A 21,150-nucleotide genomic window follows, 5' to 3' on the forward strand; every position below is an offset into this window, starting at 1 on the left:
AAGGGGTAGAATACTTTTAAATACCATGTTAGGCCTTTACTTTTTTACTGGCCAAATACACACCAATCAGCACCAAAGCCGTAGCCCCTATTTTTACAATAGTAAGCGAATCTTTACCGGTCAGTAATGCGAAAATAATACCGAATATGGGCTGCACATAAATAAAAGCCCCTATAGTAGAAGCTTTAAGTTCTGTCATGGCAAAAATGTTGAACAAGTAGGTCATAAAAGTGGTACATACAATTACAAAAGCCACCACGCCATAAACCCAAAGCGGCATTGTAGTCCATTCAATTTCTAAAAACTGGGGTAATGTTATGGGAAGATTTATAATAACTGCAATTGTAAACAACCATTTCATTAAAGTGAATGGATGGTATTTTTCTAATAATTTTTTAGCAACTATTAAATAAGAACCGTAAGCTGTGGCGTTCATTATAAACAAAAAATTGCCTAAAGGAATATTCGGAGCATCTTGTCGTAACTCCGCTCCAAAAAGCACTAAAGAAACAGCCCCGATAAAACCAAGTGCAATACCCAAGCCTTTATTTAAAGTAATTCGTTCTTTCAGAAAAAATGAAGACAAAACAACAACAATGATAGGGCTAATTGTGACTAATACAGCACTATTAATCGGTGTAGACAGTTCTAATCCTTTAAAAAAAGAAAGCATATTAATGACCATCCCGAGTACAGCTGCCAAAAACATTCTAGCCCAATCCTTTTTATCTATCTTTTCTTTAGGTCCAAACAATGAAATACTCCAAAAAAGAATGGCCGCGCCCACTACACGAAGAAAAATGAAACCAAAAGGTTTTACATATGTTGGCATTACCCCTTTCGCTAGGGTGTGATTAATACCATAAATGGTCGTCGCCCCAATTGCCGCTAGCAGGGCTAGCGTTCTTTTGCTCATCCGTGCAATGCGGTTTTTGCACCTTCAACTTGTTTTTTGGCATTACCAATAAAAATTTTGTCATCAACAACAACTACAGGTCTTTTTAAAAACGTATAATGTTCTAAAATCAAATTCTTAAAGTCTAAATCGCCCAACTCTTGGTTATTTAATCCACGTTGGCGGAAAAGCATTGCTCTTCGGCTGAATAAATCTTCATAACTAGCTGTTAAAGCTCGCATTTCTTCCAATTCGTTCTCAGTTACTCCCTTAGATTTTATTTCGCGCAATTCAATACCGTCCAACGGTTCCAATGCTTTTAAGATTTTCTGACAGGTTTTACAGGTTTCTAGGTGGTATATTTTTTTCATTTTTAAGTAATTCTTATTCGTAAATTCTTATTATTTGTCCATTATCTTTTCCGAGAACGCTCCTAACATATCCGTTAACCACTTTTTTCATTGGAACCGGATTATGCCCCGGAAAATAGTCTCTATACTTTTCATAAGCGTCTTCAACCATTCCGGCTGAAACAACATTCACCCGCACACCATTTTCTATCTCTAAAACTACCGCTTTTACAAAGCTATGAATTGCTCCGTTCACCATGGCAGCACTTGCCGTTTTAATTACAGGATTATCTGCCAAAATACCTGTTGTTAGCGTAATAGAACCCCCTGATTTTAAATAGTTTTGTCCAATGCGTACTAGATTAACTTGGCCCATGAGCTTGCTTTTAAAGCCGATATAATAATCTTCCTCAGTAAGGTCATTAAAATTGGCCCATTTCGCCTCACCAGCTGCACAGATTATAGCGTCGACTTTACCTAGATTTTTAAACATAGTTTCTATAGAAGCACTATCTGCTATATCCACCTTGATATCAGCATTTTTTCTTCCTGCTACAATAACTTCATGCTCGGCTTTAAAGTGTTTGGTTAGCGTATTACCTATTGTTCCGTTACCTCCAATGATTAAAATTTTCATACCATTTAGTTTAGTGCAAAATCAATTGCCATTTGCGAGTGAACCAAAGTTGTATTGAATGTTGGAAGAGCAACTTCTTTATCTGGAATCAATATAGGAAGTTCGGTACATCCTAAAATCACGCCTTCCACACCTTGGTTTTGCAATTTTGAAATAATGTTTAAGCATTTTTCTTTAGCATCTGTCGTAAACTTTCCTTTTACCAGTTCGTTATATATAATGTCTTGCAGAAAAACACGATCTTCCAATTCAGGGATAATGACTTCAAGTCCATATTGATCTTCCAAAATTCTGGTATAAAAATCTTTTTCCATAGTGAATTGGGTTCCTAAAAGTGCAATTTTCTGCAACCCCTGTTCTTCAATGGCTCTGCCCGTAGCATCTGCAATATGTAGAAAGGGCACGGTAATCGCATCTTTTATAGCATTACTTACCAAATGAATAGTGTTGGTACAAAGCACTATCATATCTGCACCTGCCTTTTCTAGCTTAGCCGCATGTATTGCCATAAGCTCTCCTATCGCATCCCAATTATCTTCAAACGAATATTTTTTAATTTCAGAAAAGTCGACAGAGCTCATGATAATTTTAGCTGAATGCGAGCCCCCTAGTTTTTGTTGTACTAACTTGTTTAGGTATTCATAATACACTTTTGAAGACTCCCAACTCATGCCTCCTATTAAACCAATTATTTTCATCTGTTATTTTATTTTTGACATTTCTTCAGCACCTAAAATCCTCAGTTTTAAAATCCAATTTAAAAAAGCTTTTAAAATACTTTTATGCTTTGCTTGTTCTTCTGTCTGACAATATATCGTATTTGTATTCATTTTTAGATTTCGCTATTTATAGATATGTTTAAAAAAAAATTACAACTCTTCCTTCAAACTTTTCATATAAGCCTGTATGACATCATCATTTCTTTTATAATATGTCCACTTACCATGCCTGGTAGGAATAACCAATCTTGCATTTTGCATACTATTCAAATAGGTTGAAATAGTAGATTGTGACAAACCTGTTTTATCTTGAATAAACCCAACACAAACCCCATCATCAAAATGATCAATATCTTGGTGGGGGGGGAAATTCGCTTCAGGATCTTTTAACCACTTTAAAATATCAACTCGAGTTTGATTTGATAAAATTTTACTTATTTCAACTATATTCACATTACAAACATACAAATTATATTTATATATCTAGAATTTTAGATATGTTTTAACAGAAACATTAATTCTTGGACAACTTATTTACTATTATCCGTCAAAATCGCAAAGGGTTATATAATTTTTTAAAGAACACTCCTAAAGAAGAACTATTTAAAATCCCAAAGGGATTTAACAATAATATTTGGTGGAATATTGCTCATGTAGTGGTTACGGAGCAAAAACTTATCTATGGACTCAGTGGCTTGCCTCTAAATATTTCACAAGATTTAGTCGCTAAATATCAAAAAGGAACTTCACCAAAAGAAAATCCTAGTGATGAAGAATTCGAATTGATTAAAACTTTGCTATTTAGTTTACCTGAAAAAACTGAAAAAGATTATAAAGCTGGTTTGTTTTCTTCTTTTAAACCTTACATGACAACGCCAAAAGTGCCTTTAAATAATGTCGATGATGCAATTGCCTTTAATATTTTTCATGAAGGTTTGCATCTGGGTAGTATTTTAGCTTTGGCAAGAGCGGTTAAAAACTAGTCCGTTATCAAAACATACCCTTCTTTTAGAAAAGAATTAACCTCATTGAATGGCAAAACCAATTCAATTGGCCCATCTGCATAAGAGGCTATCTCATATTGGTTATAAATAAGTTGGATTCCGTTTTCAGTAAAACCAATATTTTCGGGTAATTGGAAGGTATCATTAGTAAACATAAAACCCGTGCTATTGATATTAGTTTCTGTAGGAACGTTTTGTTTTATTCTAAAATTATTCTCAGTAAACGCGATAAATCCTTCAAAATCATGGAACAATTCATGATTCTCTAATTCTAGTCCTTTTTGCTTATCAAAATTTAAAAGCGTAGTAGCTTCATAACCATGGGCGCCGCCAGTAAAAGAATAAGAATTTAAAAGAATACTAATTAACCTATCATTCTCGAAAATAATTTCACCATTGAACTCAGCTTCCCATCCAACGGTTTCATCATTAAATTTACGTCTAAGTTCTTGGTAACTATTCGTAAATGATTTCATTGCACCGTCGATGGTGTTGACGTCTAGAGAGTCTTCAAATTTTAGAGCATATACTATTTCTTCTTTTAACGCTATATTGATGGTTTCTGCAATTCTTGTTTCATCTAATGCATGAGGAATTTCAATCTTAATCTCAGGACAAGCATCACACTTTTCGTTTTCGAGTTGTAGGTTTTCAAAAGTAAGTTTTGATTCCGTTTCACAACAAAGGTTCAGAACTAACAAAAAGATTAGGAGCACTATTTTTCTCATGAAAATTAAATATTTATCAAAAATAGACTTTGATTGAATACTCCGAAACTTAACGATACATTTGTATCATAATATTTTTAATATGAGTGATAAAGACTTAAAATTCAATAGTAAAACTATACATGGGGGTCAACAACCTGATGCTGCCTATGGTGCGGTCATGCCTCCAATATATCAAACCTCAACTTATGCGCAAACCACACCCGGCGGCCATAAAGGTTTTGAATATTCAAGAAGTGCAAACCCCACCCGTACGGCTTTAGAAAATTCTTTAGCTAGTATAGAAAATGGCAGCTATGGTTTGGCCTTTGGTAGCGGCTTAGCAGCAATTGATGCTGTTGTAAAATTATTAAATCCAGGTGATGAAGTAGTTTCAACTAATGATTTATACGGAGGCAGTTACAGAATATTCAAACAAATATTTGAAAAATTTGGTATCACCTTTCACTTTATAGGTATGCAGTCTATAGATACGATTGAGTCACATATCAATGTAAATACCAAATTAATTTGGGTTGAAACACCTACCAATCCAATGATGAATGTTATAGATATAAAAGGAGTTTCCGATTTGGCAAAAAAACACAACATACTTTTAGCTGTAGACAACACTTTTGCAACACCTTATTTGCAGCGGCCTTTAGACTTAGGGGCAGATATCGTAATGCATTCTGCAACGAAATATCTAGGAGGACATAGTGATGTTGTAGTTGGCGCTTTGATTGTAAAAGACAAAGACTTGGCCGATAAATTATATTTCATTCAAAATGCAAGCGGTGCTGTTTGTGGTCCAATGGATAGTTTTTTAACATTAAGGGGTATTAAAACACTTCATGTTCGCATGCAACGCCATTGCGAAAACGGAAAAGCAATAGCCGAGTATTTAGCAAATCATCCAAAAATCGGTAAAGTATATTGGCCTGGTTTTGAAAATCATGCAAATCATGAAATTGCTAAAACTCAAATGGATGATTTTGGAGGAATGATTTCCTTTGTGCCCAATGGAAGTAGCTATGATGAGGCCATTCAGATTGTAGAAAAACTAGAGCTATTCACCCTGGCTGAATCTCTAGGTGGTGTGGAGAGTTTGGCGGGTCACCCAGCTAGTATGACTCATGCTAGCATTCCTAAAGAAGAACGCGAAAAGAGTGGTGTTGTCGATTCTTTAATTCGATTGAGTGTAGGTTTAGAAGATGCTGAAGATTTAATAGCTGATTTAGAACAAGCCATTGGCTAAATTAATTTTTGAAACATTTTTAAATATTTGGTTTTTAAATTATACAAATAGCATAATTTTGCCGTTATATTCCTAATTCAATAAAATAGGTCTTTTTAATAGTTAAAGAATTAACAAATTAGCAATCCGTTTATGGAACAAAAAATAAAAGCATTTATGGACGAGGTTATTTCCAGAAATGGTCATGAACCTGAATTTATTCAAGCGGTACAGGAAGTTGCAGAAACTGTAATTCCATATATCGCCAAACAAAAAATTTATAACGGTAAAAACATTCTACTAAGAATGGTTGAACCTGAGCGTTTACTTTCTTTCAGAGTGGCATGGGTTGATGATGATGGTGAAATTCATGTGAACCGTGGGTATCGTATTCAAATGAATTCGGCGATTGGCCCTTACAAAGGAGGTTTACGTTTTCACCCAACTGTTAATGCTAGTGTATTAAAGTTTTTAGCTTTTGAACAAGTTTTTAAAAATAGTTTAACAACTCTACCAATGGGTGGTGGTAAAGGAGGCTCAGATTTTGACCCAAAAGGAAAATCTCATGATGAGGTAATGCGTTTTTGTCACGCCTTTATGCTAGAGTTGAATAGGCATATTGGCCCAAATACTGATGTCCCTGCTGGTGATATTGGTGTTGGTGCACGTGAAATTGGATTTTTATTCGGAATGTATAAAAAGATTCGTAACGAGTTTACAGGTGTTTTGACAGGTAAAGGACGTTCATGGGGTGGTTCTTTAATACGACCAGAAGCTACAGGATATGGTACCGTATATTTTGCGGATAGTATGTTAAAAACAAAGGGAGAATCTTTCGAAGGTAAAAAAGTAGTCATATCAGGTTCTGGAAATGTGGCTCAATATGCAGCTGAAAAGGTATTACAACTAGGCGGTAAAGTATTTACACTTTCTGATTCTGGAGGTTACATTTATGACAATGATGGTATTGATGATGAAAAGTTAGCTTTTGTAATGGATTTAAAAAACAACCGTAGAGGTAGAATCTCTGAATATGCAGATCAATATGCCTCTGCAACTTATCATAAAGGAAAGACACCTTGGGAAGTTAGTTGCGACATTGCCTTACCTTGTGCAACACAGAACGAATTGAATGGTGATGATGCAGCAACATTAATTAAAAATGGATGTATTGGTGTCGCTGAAGGCGCCAATATGCCTTCTACACCTGAAGCTATCCATGCGTTTCATGAAGCAAAAATTCTTTTTGCTCCAGGAAAGGCTTCTAATGCTGGAGGGGTTGCCACTTCTGGACTTGAGATGTCACAAAATTCACTACGAATTAGCTGGACCCGTGAAGAAGTTGATGAAAAGCTTAAAGGTATTATGGAAGACATCCATGATTCTTGTATTGAGTTTGGAAAAGAAGAAGATGGTTACTGCAATTATGTAAAAGGAGCAAACATAGCTGGCTTTGTTAAAGTTGCTGATGCTATGTTAGCACAAGGTGTGATTTAATTCACCACAGTAAATTATTTGAGACCCGTTAGGCATATACCGCAAATGTGGTATTTAAATCCTAACGGGTCTTTATCTTTACAACATGCTAGTACAGACCAAAGCAATTGTATTCTCTTCTTTAAAATATGGTGACACTAGTCTTATAGTCAAAGCATACACGGCTTCAGATGGCCTAAAATCATACTTACTAAAAGGAGTTTTAGCTTCAAAAAAAGGGAAATTGAAAGTTGCTTATTTTCAGCCCTTAATGCAATTGGAACTTACAGCCAATCATAAAAACAAAGGTACTTTAGAAAGTATCAGGGAAGTAAAGGTGATTAACCCATATCAAAGTCTCCATACCGATATCGTAAAAAATAGTATTGTCTTATTTTTAGCCGAAATGTTAGGAAATAGCATTCAAGAAGAAGAAAAAGATATTTCTCTTTACAATTATTTAGAAGATGCCCTAAAATGGCTTGACATCAATAATAAAATTGCCAATTATCATTTATTATTCTTAATAAACTTAACCAAATATTTAGGCTTTTACCCAGAGGAGAATAGTGGGGTTTTTAATCACTTTGATTTGTTAGAAGGACAGTTTGTTACGTCCCCCACATTAAATCCCTTAATACACGAAGAACAAGTTCTTGTCTTTAAACAACTTTTGGGCATAAATTTTGATGCACTATTAACACTAAAAATAACCAAGGTTAATCGTGAATCGCTTTTAAAATCAGTAATTCTGTATTTTGAACTACATTTGCACGGATTTAGAAAACCCAAGTCCTTGGCAGTTTTAAACGCAGTGTTCGACTAGTATGCACAAAGTAATTTTCTTTGTTTTTACACTTATTATTGTTATCAAAACCAATGCTCAGGAAATACAGGTTTTAGATGCTGATACGGGCAATGGCATAGTTAATGTTGCTGTATTCAATCAAGATAAATCAAAAACCACAATCACAGATTTTGATGGGAGAAGTGATGTTTCTCAGTTTAGCTCCAACGAGCGTATTTTCTTCAAACACATAAGCTACGAAACTTTTTCAACTACTAAAACACAACTTAACAAAAAAGGTAATCGTATTTATTTAACGTTAAAACCAGAGCAACTCGACGAGGTCGTAATGTCCGTATCTAAGTGGGAACAACAACGTAAAGATATTCCGCAAAAAATAGCATCTATTGATGCTCAAAGTATAGCATTTACAAATCCACAAACTTCGGCAGACGTATTACAATCTAGTGGCAAAGTATTTGTTCAAAAAAGTCAATTAGGTGGTGGCAGCCCTATGATTAGAGGTTTCTCAACAAATAGATTATTACTATCCGTAGATGGCGTTCGAATGAACAATGCAATTTTTAGAGGTGGTAATATTCAAAATGTTATTTCCATTGATCCTTTTACTATTAAAAATACTGAAGTGATTTTTGGCCCGGGCTCCGTAATTTACGGTAGTGATGCGATAGGCGGAGTAATGAACTTTTTTACAAGGAACCCAAGATTTTCATATACAGATAGCCTTACCTTGTCTGGTAATACAAGTTATCGTTTTGCTTCAGCGAATTCAGAAAAAACGGTGCACGTAGATTTCAATTTGGGGCATCAGACTTGGGCATCTTATACTAGTTTTTCTTATAATGATTTTGGAGATTTAAATATGGGTAGTCATGGTCCTGACTCATATTTGAGAAATAATTATGTGATTAGGGAAAGCAATCAAGATGTTTTGGTTACTAATTCCAATCCCCAAAAACAGGTGCCATCGGGGTATAACCAAATTAACTTTCTACAAAAATTTAGATTTAAGCCGAATAATAATTGGAATTATGATTTAGGACTATATTATTCTGAAACTTCAGACTATTCTAGATATGACCGTTTAATTAGACCTAATGATTCAGGTGATGGACTGCGCTCAGCGGAATGGTTTTATGGCCCTCAAAAATGGTTCATGAGTAATTTTCAAGTCACCAAAAAAGGCAAAGGCAAATTTTATGACGGAGTTAAATTAACTGCGGCTTATCAATTTTTTGAAGAAAGTAGAAATAGCCGCGATTTTCAAGATATTACAAGAAATACAACCGTCGAAAAGGTTGATGCGTTGTCAATTAATCTAGATTTTGAAAATAAAAAAATTGGGGCTCTCCAATTATACTATGGTGCCGAATACATATTTAATAAAGTAGGGTCTATAGGCCAAGATTTAAATATTGAGACCAATGAATTGGTTGAAGCTGTGTCAAGACATCCTAATGGGGCCACATGGCAGACCTTTGCCGGTTATGTGAGTGGTAATTATCAATTAAAACCAAATTTAACGCTGCTTTCTGGCCTTCGCTATAGTCAGGTTTGGGTTGATGCTGAATTTGATAATACTTTTTTTGATTTTCCTTTTAATGAAGCAGATATCATCACCGGCGCTTTAACAGGTAGCATAGGTATGAGCTGGTTTCCAAAAGCAGATTTACAGTTAACCCTAAATGGTTCTACAGGATTTAGAGCGCCTAATATTGATGATATTGGAAAAATATTTGATTCAGAGCCAGGTTCTGTTGTGGTACCTAATCCTGATTTAGAACCAGAATACGCCTATAATATAGACTTTGGAATTCAAAAAAACTTTAATGATAAAGTTGTACTCAAAGGTGCTACTTTTTATACATATCTGGTGGATGCTTTGGTACGTAGAGATTTCACTTTTAATGGACAATCAGAGATACTCTATAATGGTGAACTAAGCAATGTTCAAGCAATTCAAAATGCCGCCAAAGCTTATGTGTACGGTTTTGAATTTGGGGTTGAAGCTTTTATGAACGAAAATATTTCCTTCGTAGGTAATCTTACTATTACCGATGGTATTGAAGAAGATGATGACGGAACTGATTCTGCGGCTCGTCATGCAGCACCAACATTTGCAGATGCCCATATCATTTGGAAAAATCAAAAGTTTAAAGCTGATTTATTCTTGAACTATAATGGAGAAATCCCTTTTGAAGATTTAGCGCTTTCTGAACAGGGCAAGGATTTCATTTATGCATCAGACCAAAACGGAAATCCATTTTCGCCATCTTGGTATACGCTAAATTTAAGGTCACAACTTCAAATTTCAAACGCACTAAAGACTAGTATTAGTCTTGAAAACATAACCGACCAACGTTATAGAACTTACTCTTCAGGTATTGTTGCACCAGGCATCAATGTAATTATCGGCTTAGGCTATAATTTTTAAATAAAAAAACCCTGGCGAACGCCAGGGTCTAAGTTATTGTGGGGTGCATTAACTTATTTATGGTCAACAGCGTTTTTAGCATCTTCCGCTGTTTTTTCAACAGCTGCTTTCGCATCATTACCCATTTCTTTTGCCTTATCTAAAGCATCAGAACCAGCTTCTTTAGCATCTTCTCCCATTTCTTTTGCTTTATCCATCGCTCCTTCGCCAGCAGCTTTGATACTATCTATAGCTTGTTCACCAGATTCTTTAACATCTTCGCCAGCTTCTTTTACTTTGTCAACTGCGTTTTCACCAGCTTCTTTTAAATCGCTGCCTGCTTCCTCAAGTGTTTCAGCTGCACTCTCAGTTGCTTCTTCAGCTTTCTTAGCAGCATCTTTACAAGAAACAAATACTGAAGTTGTTAATGACAATGCCAAAACGGCTAATAATACTTTTTTCATTTAAATTGTATTTAGTGTTTATTATTATAGTTATCTACGTCTCAAAACATAATTTAGACGTAAATCATACTTTTAAGACACAGCTTTTATCTTTTAGGTCACTGAATACTACCTAATTCCGTCTAAATTTTTATTTTTGCACCCTTGTAAATCCAGAAGGATAACGCTTTATGAAGTTTGCAGAATATAAAGGATTAAACCTGCCCAAAGTATCAGAAGAAATTTTGAACTATTGGAAAGAAAACAACATCTTCGAAAAGAGTGTAAGTACTCGTGAAGGTAAGCCCAGCTATGTTTTTTATGAAGGACCACCTTCGGCAAACGGAATGCCCGGAATACATCATGTTATGGCGCGTACTATTAAGGATATTTTTCCGCGGTATAAAACGATGAAAGGGTTTCAAGTTAAACGGAAAGCAGGTTGGGATACTCATGGTTTGCCTATTGAACTAGGAGTTGAAAAGGAACTTGGTATTACAAAAGAAGATATTGGTTCTAAAATATCTGTGGAGGCATACAATGACGCTTGTAAAAAAGCAGTAATGCGTTATACGGATGTCTGGAATGAAATGACGGAGAAAGTAGGGTACTGGGTCGATATGGATGATCCTTACATTACCTATAAGTCTAAATACATGGAGTCTGTTTGGTGGTTACTAAAACAGATTTATAACAAAGGATTAATTTATAAGGGCTATACCATTCAGCCATATTCTCCCAAAGCTGGAACTGGATTAAGCTCACATGAGTTAAACCAGCCAGGGACGTATCAAGATGTAACAGACACTACTGTTACTGCGCAATTTAAAGCGGTTGAAGTTTCTTTGCCTGAGTTTTTAAAACGTTTTGACCATCTGCATTTTCTTGCTTGGACAACTACTCCATGGACCTTGCCCAGTAATACAGCATTAACCGTAGGTTCTAAAATTGATTACGTGGTGGTTGCAACCTATAATCAGTATACTTTTGAGCCAATTCATGTGATTCTGGCTAAAAATTTGGTTGGAAAGCAGTTTGCAGGAAAGTATGAACAAACAGAAGATGTTGAAGTACTTTCTAGCTATTCAAAAGAAGACAAGAAAATACCATATTTAATTGCTACGGAATGTAAAGGTTCTGATTTATTAGAAATTAGATACGAGCAGTTAATAGATTATGCTTCTCCATATGAGAATCCTGAAAATGCCTTTCGTGTAATAGCAGGAGACTTTGTAACTACCGAAGATGGAACCGGTATCGTACATACAGCTCCTACTTTTGGTGCAGATGATGCGCTTGTTGCTAAACAAGCTTCACCAGAAATTCCACCATTATTGGTGTTGGATGAAAATAAAAATCCAGTTCCTTTAGTGGATTTACAAGGTAAGTTTAGACCAGAATTAAAAGAATTTGCTGGTAAGTATGTGAAAAACGAATACTATGATGATGGTAAAGCTCCTGAACGTTCTATAGATGTTGAACTAGCCATTAAACTAAAAGAAGAGAACAAAGCTTTTAAGGTTGAAAAATATCTGCACAGTTACCCAAATTGTTGGCGCACAGATAAACCAATTTTATACTATCCGTTAGATTCATGGTTTATCAAGGTTACGGATGTCAAAAATCGAATGTTTGAGTTGAATGAAACCATTAATTGGAAACCTAAATCTACTGGTGAAGGTCGTTTTGGTAACTGGTTAGCGAACGCAAACGACTGGAATCTATCACGGTCACGGTATTGGGGAATTCCATTACCAATTTGGAGAACAGAAGACGGTAGTGAACAAAAAATGATTGGTTCTGTTGCTGAATTAAAATTAGAAATGACCAAAGCCATCGAGGCTAATGTTTTAGAGAAAGATATATTTGAAGATTTTATAGTTGGTGATATGACTGAAGCCAATTATGACAAAATAGATTTACATAAGAATATAGTTGATCAAATTACTTTGGTTTCTGCTTCAGGTAAACCAATGAAAAGGGAAGCTGACCTTATTGACGTTTGGTTTGATAGTGGTTCAATGCCTTATGCGCAATGGCACTACCCTTTTGAAAATAAAAACTTTATTGACAACTCAGAAACCTTCCCTGCTGATTTTATTGCAGAAGGTGTAGACCAAACTAGAGGTTGGTTTTATACGCTGCACGCCATAGGTACAATGGTTTTTGATTCTGTTGCTTATAAAAATGTAGTTTCTAATGGATTAGTATTAGACAAAGAGGGTAAAAAAATGTCTAAACGTTTAGGCAATGCTGTTGACCCATTTGAAACCATACCAGAACATGGAGCTGACGCAACACGTTGGTATATGATTTCTAATGCAAATCCTTGGGATAATTTAAAATTTGATGTCGAAGGTATTGCTGAGGTAAAGCGTAAATTTTTTGGAACGCTTTATAATACATATTCTTTCTTTTCACTTTATGCCAATATTGATGGTTTCGGTTATAAAGAGAACGAAATAGCTTTAAAGGATAGACCAGAACTAGACCAATGGATTTTATCCGAATTAAACACGGTTATTAAAAAAGTTGATGATGCCTTTAATGATTACGAACCCACTCGAGCTGCAAGGGCTATTTCTGATTTCGTCCAAGAAAATTTAAGTAACTGGTACGTTCGTTTAAGCCGAAGAAGATTTTGGAAAGGCGATTATCAACACGATAAAATTTCCGCTTACCAAACGCTGTATACTTGTCTACTAACTATTGCGAAGTTATCTGCTCCAATTGCTCCATTTTTTATGGATAGCTTATATAAAGATTTGGACGAGGTAACTAACATGGAAGGTTTTGAAAGCGTACACCTAGCAAATTTTCCCGAGTTTGATAAGGCAATAGTAAACACAAGCCTAGAAAATAAAATGCAAACTGCACAAAAGATTTCATCCTTAGTGCTTTCTATCCGCCAAAAAGAAAAAATAAAAGTACGACAGCCTTTGCAAAAAATAATGGTGCCAGTACTTAATAACTACCAGCGTAATGAAATTAAAGCTGTTGCTGATTTGATTAAATCCGAAGTGAACGTTAAAGAAATCGAATTAATGGATGACGCTTCTGATATATTGGTCAAACAAATCAAACCTAATTTTAAGGCTCTTGGCCCAAAATTTGGCAAAGACATGAAGGTTATTTCAACTGCCATAAATCAACTTGAACAGGAAGACATCCAAAAAATCGAACAACAAGGCGAATTAACAGTACTAATAGATAATAAAAGTATTATTTTACAGTTGTCAGATGTAGAAATAACCTCTCAAGATATTGAAGGTTGGCTGGTAGCGAGCTCTGGTTCGTTAACTGTTGCACTCGATGTTACTATTAATGAAAGCCTTAAAAATGAAGGTATTGCGAGAGAGTTAGTGAATAGAATTCAAAACCTTAGAAAAGAATCTGGATTTGAAGTCACTGACAAGATTGACTTAAGCATACAGAGAGATGGTATAATTGAAAAAGCGATTGCTAACAACGAACAATATTTAAAAAGTGAAACTCTAATCGCTGAACTTAATTATGAAGATAATTTAAAAGAAGGTAAGGAAATTGCCTTCGATGATGTGAACACTAAATTGTTTATCCAAAAACATTAAAAAATGGCTCAAGATTTAAAAGTTAGATACTCAGACAAAGACCTAGGTGAATTCAAGACTTTAATTGAAGAAAAAATAATAAAAGCAAATACTCATCTTGAACTTTTAAAAAGTTCTTATATGAATGATGGTAACAATGGTACTGATGATACCTCGCCTACATTTAAGGCGTTTGAAGAAGGTTCAGAAACCATGAGTAAAGAAGCAAATACACAACTTGCTATTAGACAAGAAAAGTTTATTAGAGATTTGAAAAATGCTTTGCTCCGAATTGAAAATAAGACTTATGGCATCTGTCGTGTGACAGGTAAACTCATCAATAAAGAACGTTTAAAGCTCGTGCCTCATGCTACACTAAGTATTGAGGCCAAAAATATGCAGAAATAAGAGAAACGCCTTAGGGCGTTTTTTTGTTATGAAAGCTTCTATTTTTTTTGTTTTGTTTTTTTGGTGGTCACAACTAATGTGCGGACAAAAGATTGTTCAAAAAGTAATTGAAAATCCAGTTAATCAAAATATCTATATTGATACTAATAATTGCTTTCAAGTAGATTTAAAAACCTCTTCTTCCAAGCAACTTCAAGTAATAGCATCGATAGAGGGAGAATATCTAAAAGATTTAGTAGTCAAAATTGAAGAAAAAGGTAATGACGTATTTGTGAGTGCTGGGTTTTTACCCAATTTTATAATGCCAAATGACAAATTAAATGCTCTTGAAGAAGTTTCTATTGCTTTGTATATTACTATTCCAATCTATGCTAACATTCAACTTTTTGGAACCAATTCTAACGTTAATGCCACAGGTAAATACAACAGATTAAAAATAACTCTTGCCGATGGTGATTGTATTTTAAAAAATGTCACAAAGAAAACCGAGGTTAAAACACAAAATGGAAATATCATGGTAATTGCTGAAAGTGGCACCATTAAAGCTAACAGCAATTATGGAGAAGTAAGTAAGAATAAAATTCCTCAAGGAGAATCAAGTTATATCTTGAATTCTGTTCAAGGTAATATAGAGCTGAATAAAACCGAATAATATGGTTATTTTTGCCCTTTGATAGTTAAAAAATGAGTCTCAAAAAATCCCTTCTTTTAATCATTATCATATTATTGATAGACCAAATCAGTAAAATATATGTAAAAACACATTTTGTGTATCAAGACTCAGTGGAGGTATTTAGTTGGTTCAAAATTTTATTTATTGAAAATGAAGGCGCCGCATGGGGAACTAAACTCAGTGACTTATTACCAATTTCTGATTCAGCTGGAAAACTATTCTTAACAGTATTTAGATTATTCGCTATTTGCGGCATCGGTTATTGGTTATATGATATCATTCAAAAAAACGCTCCCAAAGTTTTAATATTAGCAGTTTCTCTAATTTTTGCAGGAGCATTCGGAAACATAATTGACTCGATTTTTTATGGAGCAATTTTCAATGAAAGTTATAATGAAGTAGCTACTCTATTTTCTGATCAACCTTATGGCAGACTATTTTATGGAAAAGTAGTAGATATGCTTTACTTTCCTATAATTCAAAATGCTACTTGGCCCTCTTGGGTTCCATTTTTTGGAGGCAATAATTTTTCCTTTTTTGATCCTATTTTTAATGTAGCTGATACGGCAATAAGCACTGGAGTAGGAATACTTATCTTTTTTAACAAAAAGGCCTTTTCAAAATCTAAAATTTAAAACTTATAAATATTATTGGGGGTTACACAGTAGTCTAATGAAATGTCATTATAATTAATATCTTTTATTTCATTTTCAGGTTCAAAAAAAGAAAGACCTATTTTAACTACTTCTGGTTTACATTGTGCTAAGAAAATATCATAATACCCCTTGCCGTAACCTACTCGATTCCCATTTTTGTCATAAGCCAGCAAAGGAATAAATACCACGTCAATCTTATCTTCCTTTATCTCAATACCATCAATAGGTTCAGGAATATTTAGCTTATTTAATCTTAGCCTAGTACTATCAGTTAATAAATAGTGTTTTAATTCTGTTGAAGAAACTGTCCTAGGTATTATAATGTTTTTATCCTTTCCTTGTAAAACTGTAATAAGGAATGAAGAATCAACTTCTTTAAGGGTATTAATTGAGAGGAATGTGTGGTAAAAAGAAAAGTCCCAAATAGGTAGTTTTAATACCATATTTGAGATTTTTATACTACAGTCGTAAATAAAATCAGATGAAAAAGACTTTCTTTTGTCTTTGTAAACTAATCTAAGCTGACTCTTAAGCATTTATTTTGAACAATCTTCGTTCTAGGGGAATTTTAAGCTACATATTAATCACGACTAGAAATTGCGTAATAAATTTTAAAAAATAGCATCAAAATTAAATACATCCCTAAAACTAATACGTAGTTTTCCATGATTTAATTAATTTAAAAGCTAAAGTTAAGAAAATATCATCAATTAATTCCTTGAAAGGCGTGTTTTTATCGGTGAAATGCACTTTTTTGAGAGAAATTTAACTAAAAAGTATTGTGTCAAAAACATTTAATGCCATATCTATTTATCTTTCAATAGTTTACATTTTTGTTTCTGACCCTCTTAATTTTGAAAAAATCCTATGCGAATAATATAACCTGTTATAAAATCAATCAATTCTTCAATTTTTGAATTAATAAATTGTCAAATCTTGATTTATTTTAATCACAATTGAAAAATTCTTAATCCAAAAATTCTAAAAAAATAATTTCGTAATAGTAATATTAGACCGTGCTAAGAAATTAAAATAGTAATTTTAATTTCTACCAAAAAAATGAGCAGCATTTATGTCTGACTTATCTATTGAAGTTCAATTAAGTTCATTACCAAATAATCCTGGTGTGTATCAGTTTTATGATACTGATGGCAAAATACTTTATGTAGGCAAGGCTAAAAATCTCAAAAAAAGAGTCTCCTCGTATTTCACCAAAAACCATGATTATGGTAAAACAAGGGTATTAGTGAAAAAAATCAATTCAATAAAACACATTGTTGTAGCCAATGAATCTGATGCCTTATTGTTAGAGAATAGTCTAATCAAAAAAAATCAGCCGAGATACAATGTTTTATTGCGTGATGATAAAACCTATCCTTGGATTTGTATAAAAAATGAGAGGTTTCCAAGAATATTCCCTACTAGAAAACTAATTAAAGACGGGTCGGAGTATTTTGGCCCATACACTAGTATGAAAACGGTTAAAACACTATTAGATCTTGTTAAAAGTGTTTACCCGCTTCGCACTTGTAATTATGATCTTTCTCTTGAAAAAATTAAATCAGGAAAATATAAGCGTTGTTTAGAATTTCATTTAGGTAATTGCAAAGGACCTTGTGAAAATCTACAATCAGAGAAAGAATATCATAGACAAATTGAAGATATAAGGCTTATCATAAAAGGTAATTTCAAAAGTTCATTGAGTTATTTCAAGCACCAGATGAAAATTTACGCCCGAGAAATGGAGTTTGAAAAAGCACAAATAATCAAAGAAAAGATTGAAGTTTTAGAGAACTACAAAGTTAAATCTACCATCGTAAATCCTAAGATTAGTGATGTTGATGTCTTTTCAATTTTTACAGATGAAACTCATGGCTATATCAATTTCTTACAAGTTTCTAATGGGTCAATTATAAGATCTCATACCTTAGAAATAAAGAAAAAGTTAGATGAAAGTGATGAAGAATTACTGAGACTCGCAGTAATCGAAATAAGAAATCGCTTTAATTCAAATTCAAAAGAACTTTATTTACCATTTGTGGTTAAAATTGATGAGAACTTGAAAATAACAGTTCCGAAGTTGGGTGATAAACGCAAGTTACTTGACCTTTCAACAAGAAACGCGAAGTTCTTTAGGCAAGAACGTTTCAAACAAATAAAAATAACTGATCCCGATAGGCATACTAAAAGAATAATGGCTCAAATGAAGGCTGATTTAAGACTTTCTAAAGAACCAACGCATATCGAATGCTTTGATAATTCTAATATTCAAGGTAGTAATCCGGTAGCTGCTTGTGTTGTTTTTAAAAATGGCAAACCGGCAAAAAAAGAATATCGTCATTTTAATATCAAAACTGTTATCGGTCCAGATGATTTTGCATCAATGGAAGAAGTAGTATTTAGGCGTTACAAGAGATTACTTAATGAAGCGGAGCCTTTACCCCAGCTTATAGTTATTGATGGCGGAAAAGGGCAACTCTCTTCTGCCGTAAAAAGTTTAGATATTTTGGGGTTGAGGGGTAAAGTTGCCATTATTGGCATAGCCAAAAGATTAGAAGAGATTTATTTTCCTGAAGATCCTATTCCTCTGTATTTAGATAAAAAATCAGAATCACTTCGGATAATACAACAATTACGTAACGAAGCTCATCGTTTTGGCATCACTTTTCATAGAAATAAGCGCAGTTCAAAAGCTATAAATTCAGAATTAGAACAAATTGAGGGTATTGGAGGTAAAACAATTGAACTTTTATTAAAAGAATTTAAATCAGTTAAGCGAGTAAAAGAGGCTTCAATTGATACCTTAGCAAGGTCAATCGGAATGGCAAAAGCAAAGAAGGTTTTTGAAGCCTTTCACTAATAATTAGCTATGAACAAAAAAATTATCCAATTAGTTTTATTGTTTATTATAAGCAATCTTTTTTCTCAAGAAGAACCCAAAATAGGCCTGGTTCTTAGCGGCGGAGGTGCAAAAGGGCTAGCGCATATTGGGGCTCTTAAAGTAATTGAAGATGCAGGTATAGAAATTGACTATATCGGCGGAACAAGCATGGGTGCTATTGTCGGTGCTTTGTACGCCTCGGGATATTCTGCAAGTGAATTGGATTCAATTTTTAAAGCAACAGATTTTTCAAAATTAATTCAAGATAACGTGCCTCGAGGGGCCAAAACATTTTACGAAAAAGATGATTCAGAACGGTATGCTTTAGGGCTTCCTTTCGACAATTTTAAAGTTTCTTTTCCTCAAGCTATTTCCGGAGGACAAAACATATATAATGAATTTGTTCGCCTTTTATACCATGTAAAAGATGTAGATGATTTCAACAAATTACCTATTCCTTTTTTATGTATTGCAACTAATGTTGAGACTGGTGAAGCTGTTTTACTTAATGATGGATATTTACCAGAAGCCATTATGGCGAGTGGAACATTTCCATCTCTTTTTGAACCAGCAGAGGTTGACGGAAACATTTTAATTGATGGCGGTGTAGTCAATAACTATCCCATTGACGAAGTAAAGGCATTAGGTGCAGATTTAGTAATAGGTGTTGATGTTCAAGATGAATTATCTAATAGAGAAGCACTGTCATCAGCTACTGAAATTCTGCTGCAAATAAATAACTATCGTACGGTGAATGATATGATTACCAAAAAAGCCAAAACAGATATTTATATCAAACCAAATATTGAAGACTTTTCAGTAATCGCATTTGAAAAAGGAGCAGAAATAATAGAAAGCGGAAAAATTGCTGCAGAAAAAAGACTAGAAGAACTTAAAGCTATTGGAGCAAAAACAACTAAAAAAAATACTAAAAATCCTCGCTTTCACACTTCTGATAGCCTAATTATTAATAGGCTTATAATAAAAGGTAATGAGACTTATACAAGAGGCTATATAAAAGGTAAACTCCGATTCAATCTTGCGAATGAAATTTCTTTTAGCAAACTCAAAAGAGGAATTAATAATCTTGCAGCTACAGGTAATTTTAAAGCAATACGGTATAAATTAATTTCTAATGGATTAGGAACAGATTTGATATTGAAACTCAAAGAAAAACCCACAAAGATGTTTATTAAAATGGGGGCTCATTATGACGATTTGTATAAAAGCGCGGCACTAATAAATCTTACTAGAAAAAACTTTTTATTGAAAGACGATGTTGCATCTTTCGATTTAATTTTAGGTGACCATGTTCGTTATAATATGCAATATTATGTTGATAAGGGTTTTTATTGGAGTTTTGGAATTAATTCAATGTTTAATGATTTTGATCAAGAAATTGAATTTGATTTAATACGCAGCAATTTTGAAGTATTAGATGACCCAAATATTGGTGAAATAAGTCTAGATGTTACAGATTTCACCAATCAATTATACATTCAAACCGTATTGCGAGAAGAATTTGCTTTTAGTCTTGGTCTTGAACATAAACTATTAAGATACAGTACAAGAACAATCAACAATTCACTACCAGAAATTGATGAGAATTTTCGCCCAACGGAAGGTAACCGAACTTTTTTCGAAGATAGCCACTTCTTTAGCACTTATGGTAGACTAACATTTGACACCTATGATGATAAGTACTTTCCAACAAAAGGATTGTTTTTTGATGGAGATTTTCATTTTTATCTTTTATCGTCCGATTTCAATAATAATTTTAAAGAATTTTCAATTGCCAAGGCCAGAATGGGAACCGCTCTATCAATTTTTTCAGACTTATCTATCAATATAGAAACTGAAGGTGGTTTTAAGCTGGGCACCTCAAGTGTTACATCGTTTGATTTCGTATTAGGCGGTTTTGGCAACAATCCAATCAATAATTTTATTCCATTTTTTGGTTATGATTTTTTAAGCCTTCCCGGTAACAGTTATGTAAAAGCCTACACTAGGTTGGACTATGAAATAGCACCCAAAAACCATTTGCTATTTACTGCTAACATTGCCAATATTGCCGATGATTTATTTAGAACGGGAGAATGGTTTACAACACCTGATTTTTCAGGGTATGGGGTTGGTTATGGTTTAGAATCATTTATTGGTCCTGTTCAAGTATATTATTCTTGGACACCTCAGCTAGATGAGGGTAATTTTTTCTTTAGCGTGGGCTACTGGTTTTAGGCTGTACCTTAAAAATTTCTTAGTTTTTTCTTAAAT

At 33.9% G+C, this 21,150-nt stretch carries 20 protein-coding genes; 11 read left to right on the forward strand and 9 right to left on the reverse strand.

Going from position 1 to position 21,150, the window contains the following annotated elements:
- Positions 1–28: 28 nt before the first annotated feature.
- From RM520_RS01365 to RM520_RS01390, 6 genes are read right to left on the reverse strand one after another with little or no spacing between them, the layout of a single operon-like run.
- The gene (locus tag RM520_RS01365; RefSeq protein WP_311383916.1) at positions 29–916 is read right to left on the reverse strand and encodes a DMT family transporter; all 888 of its coding nucleotides are present in this window, start codon (positions 914–916) and stop codon (positions 29–31) included.
- Positions 913–1,266 (reverse strand): arsenate reductase family protein, encoded by a 354-nt coding sequence (locus RM520_RS01370; RefSeq protein WP_311386712.1) that lies wholly within the window; start codon positions 1,264–1,266, stop codon positions 913–915. The genes RM520_RS01365 and RM520_RS01370 overlap by 4 nt, the downstream gene beginning before the upstream one ends.
- A gap of 13 nt (positions 1,267–1,279) precedes the next feature.
- Positions 1,280–1,882, reverse strand: a complete 603-nt coding sequence (locus RM520_RS01375; protein ID WP_311386713.1) for a short chain dehydrogenase — start codon at positions 1,880–1,882, stop codon at positions 1,280–1,282.
- 5 nt (positions 1,883–1,887) lie between these two features.
- Positions 1,888–2,580, reverse strand: coding sequence for an aspartate/glutamate racemase family protein (locus RM520_RS01380; protein ID WP_311383919.1), 693 nt, complete (start codon positions 2,578–2,580; stop codon positions 1,888–1,890).
- Between the two features lie 3 nt (positions 2,581–2,583).
- Positions 2,584–2,712, reverse strand: coding sequence for a hypothetical protein (locus tag RM520_RS01385; protein ID WP_311383920.1), 129 nt, complete (start codon positions 2,710–2,712; stop codon positions 2,584–2,586).
- Positions 2,713–2,751: 39 nt separating this feature from the next.
- Positions 2,752–3,054, reverse strand: coding sequence for an ArsR/SmtB family transcription factor (locus tag RM520_RS01390; protein WP_311350076.1), 303 nt, complete (start codon positions 3,052–3,054; stop codon positions 2,752–2,754).
- Between the two features lie 68 nt (positions 3,055–3,122).
- Here RM520_RS01390 and RM520_RS01395 point away from each other — a divergent pair, with 68 nt between their 5' ends.
- Positions 3,123–3,584: a DinB family protein gene (locus tag RM520_RS01395; RefSeq protein ID WP_311386714.1), complete on the forward strand. Its 462-nt coding sequence runs from the start codon at positions 3,123–3,125 to the stop codon at positions 3,582–3,584.
- On the opposite strand, the gene RM520_RS01400 is transcribed toward RM520_RS01395, so the two are convergent.
- Positions 3,581–4,333 carry a DUF3298 and DUF4163 domain-containing protein gene (locus RM520_RS01400; protein ID WP_311386715.1) on the reverse strand — a complete coding sequence of 251 codons (753 nt, stop codon included), beginning with the start codon at positions 4,331–4,333 and terminating at the stop codon, positions 3,581–3,583. The genes RM520_RS01395 and RM520_RS01400 overlap by 4 nt on opposite strands.
- An 82-nt stretch (positions 4,334–4,415) precedes the next feature.
- Here RM520_RS01400 and RM520_RS01405 point away from each other — a divergent pair, with 82 nt between their 5' ends.
- From RM520_RS01405 to RM520_RS01420, 4 genes are all read left to right on the forward strand, one after another.
- Positions 4,416–5,570: a cystathionine gamma-synthase gene (locus tag RM520_RS01405; protein ID WP_311386716.1), complete on the forward strand. Its 1,155-nt coding sequence runs from the start codon at positions 4,416–4,418 to the stop codon at positions 5,568–5,570.
- Between the two features lie 132 nt (positions 5,571–5,702).
- Positions 5,703–7,046 carry an NADP-specific glutamate dehydrogenase gene (gene gdhA, locus RM520_RS01410; RefSeq protein ID WP_311383924.1) on the forward strand — a complete coding sequence of 448 codons (1,344 nt, stop codon included), beginning with the start codon at positions 5,703–5,705 and terminating at the stop codon, positions 7,044–7,046.
- An 85-nt stretch (positions 7,047–7,131) separates the two neighbouring features.
- Positions 7,132–7,851 carry a DNA repair protein RecO gene (gene recO, locus RM520_RS01415; protein ID WP_311383925.1) on the forward strand — a complete coding sequence of 240 codons (720 nt, stop codon included), beginning with the start codon at positions 7,132–7,134 and terminating at the stop codon, positions 7,849–7,851.
- A gap of 1 nt (position 7,852) precedes the next feature.
- Entirely contained in the window at positions 7,853–10,267 is a 2,415-nt protein-coding gene (locus RM520_RS01420) for a TonB-dependent receptor (protein WP_311386717.1), read from the forward strand.
- A gap of 53 nt (positions 10,268–10,320) precedes the next feature.
- On the opposite strand, the gene RM520_RS01425 is transcribed toward RM520_RS01420, so the two are convergent.
- A complete protein-coding gene (locus RM520_RS01425; RefSeq protein WP_311386718.1) occupies positions 10,321–10,710 on the reverse strand; it encodes a hypothetical protein in 390 nt (129 codons plus the stop codon).
- A gap of 170 nt (positions 10,711–10,880) precedes the next feature.
- Between RM520_RS01425 and ileS the strand changes: the two genes are divergently transcribed.
- From ileS to RM520_RS01445, 4 genes are all read left to right on the forward strand, one after another.
- The gene (gene ileS, locus RM520_RS01430; protein ID WP_311386719.1) at positions 10,881–14,279 is read left to right on the forward strand and encodes an isoleucine--tRNA ligase; all 3,399 of its coding nucleotides are present in this window, start codon (positions 10,881–10,883) and stop codon (positions 14,277–14,279) included.
- A gap of 3 nt (positions 14,280–14,282) precedes the next feature.
- Positions 14,283–14,666, forward strand: coding sequence for a TraR/DksA family transcriptional regulator (locus RM520_RS01435; RefSeq protein ID WP_311383929.1), 384 nt, complete (start codon positions 14,283–14,285; stop codon positions 14,664–14,666).
- Positions 14,667–14,742: 76 nt separating this feature from the next.
- Entirely contained in the window at positions 14,743–15,318 is a 576-nt protein-coding gene (locus RM520_RS01440; protein WP_311383930.1) for a hypothetical protein, read from the forward strand.
- 32 nt (positions 15,319–15,350) lie between these two features.
- Complete coding sequence (locus RM520_RS01445; RefSeq protein ID WP_311383931.1) at positions 15,351–15,974, forward strand: lipoprotein signal peptidase; 624 nt, start codon at positions 15,351–15,353, stop codon at positions 15,972–15,974.
- Here the strand turns inward: RM520_RS01445 and RM520_RS01450 are convergent.
- Positions 15,971–16,531, reverse strand: a complete 561-nt coding sequence (locus RM520_RS01450) for a 5-formyltetrahydrofolate cyclo-ligase (RefSeq protein ID WP_311383932.1) — start codon at positions 16,529–16,531, stop codon at positions 15,971–15,973. The two genes, RM520_RS01445 and RM520_RS01450, sit on opposite strands and share 4 nt — an antisense overlap.
- A 536-nt stretch (positions 16,532–17,067) precedes the next feature.
- Between RM520_RS01450 and uvrC the strand changes: the two genes are divergently transcribed.
- Together uvrC and RM520_RS01460 are read left to right on the forward strand one after the other, a co-directional pair.
- The gene (gene uvrC, locus RM520_RS01455; protein WP_311386720.1) at positions 17,068–18,855 is read left to right on the forward strand and encodes an excinuclease ABC subunit UvrC; all 1,788 of its coding nucleotides are present in this window, start codon (positions 17,068–17,070) and stop codon (positions 18,853–18,855) included.
- A gap of 9 nt (positions 18,856–18,864) precedes the next feature.
- Positions 18,865–21,114, forward strand: a complete 2,250-nt coding sequence (locus RM520_RS01460) for a patatin-like phospholipase family protein (protein ID WP_311386721.1) — start codon at positions 18,865–18,867, stop codon at positions 21,112–21,114.
- Positions 21,115–21,150: the final 36 nt, after the last annotated feature.

This window comes from Croceitalea vernalis, assembly GCF_031846405.1.
In the GTDB taxonomy this organism is placed as follows: Bacteria; Bacteroidota; Bacteroidia; order Flavobacteriales; family Flavobacteriaceae; genus Croceitalea; species Croceitalea vernalis.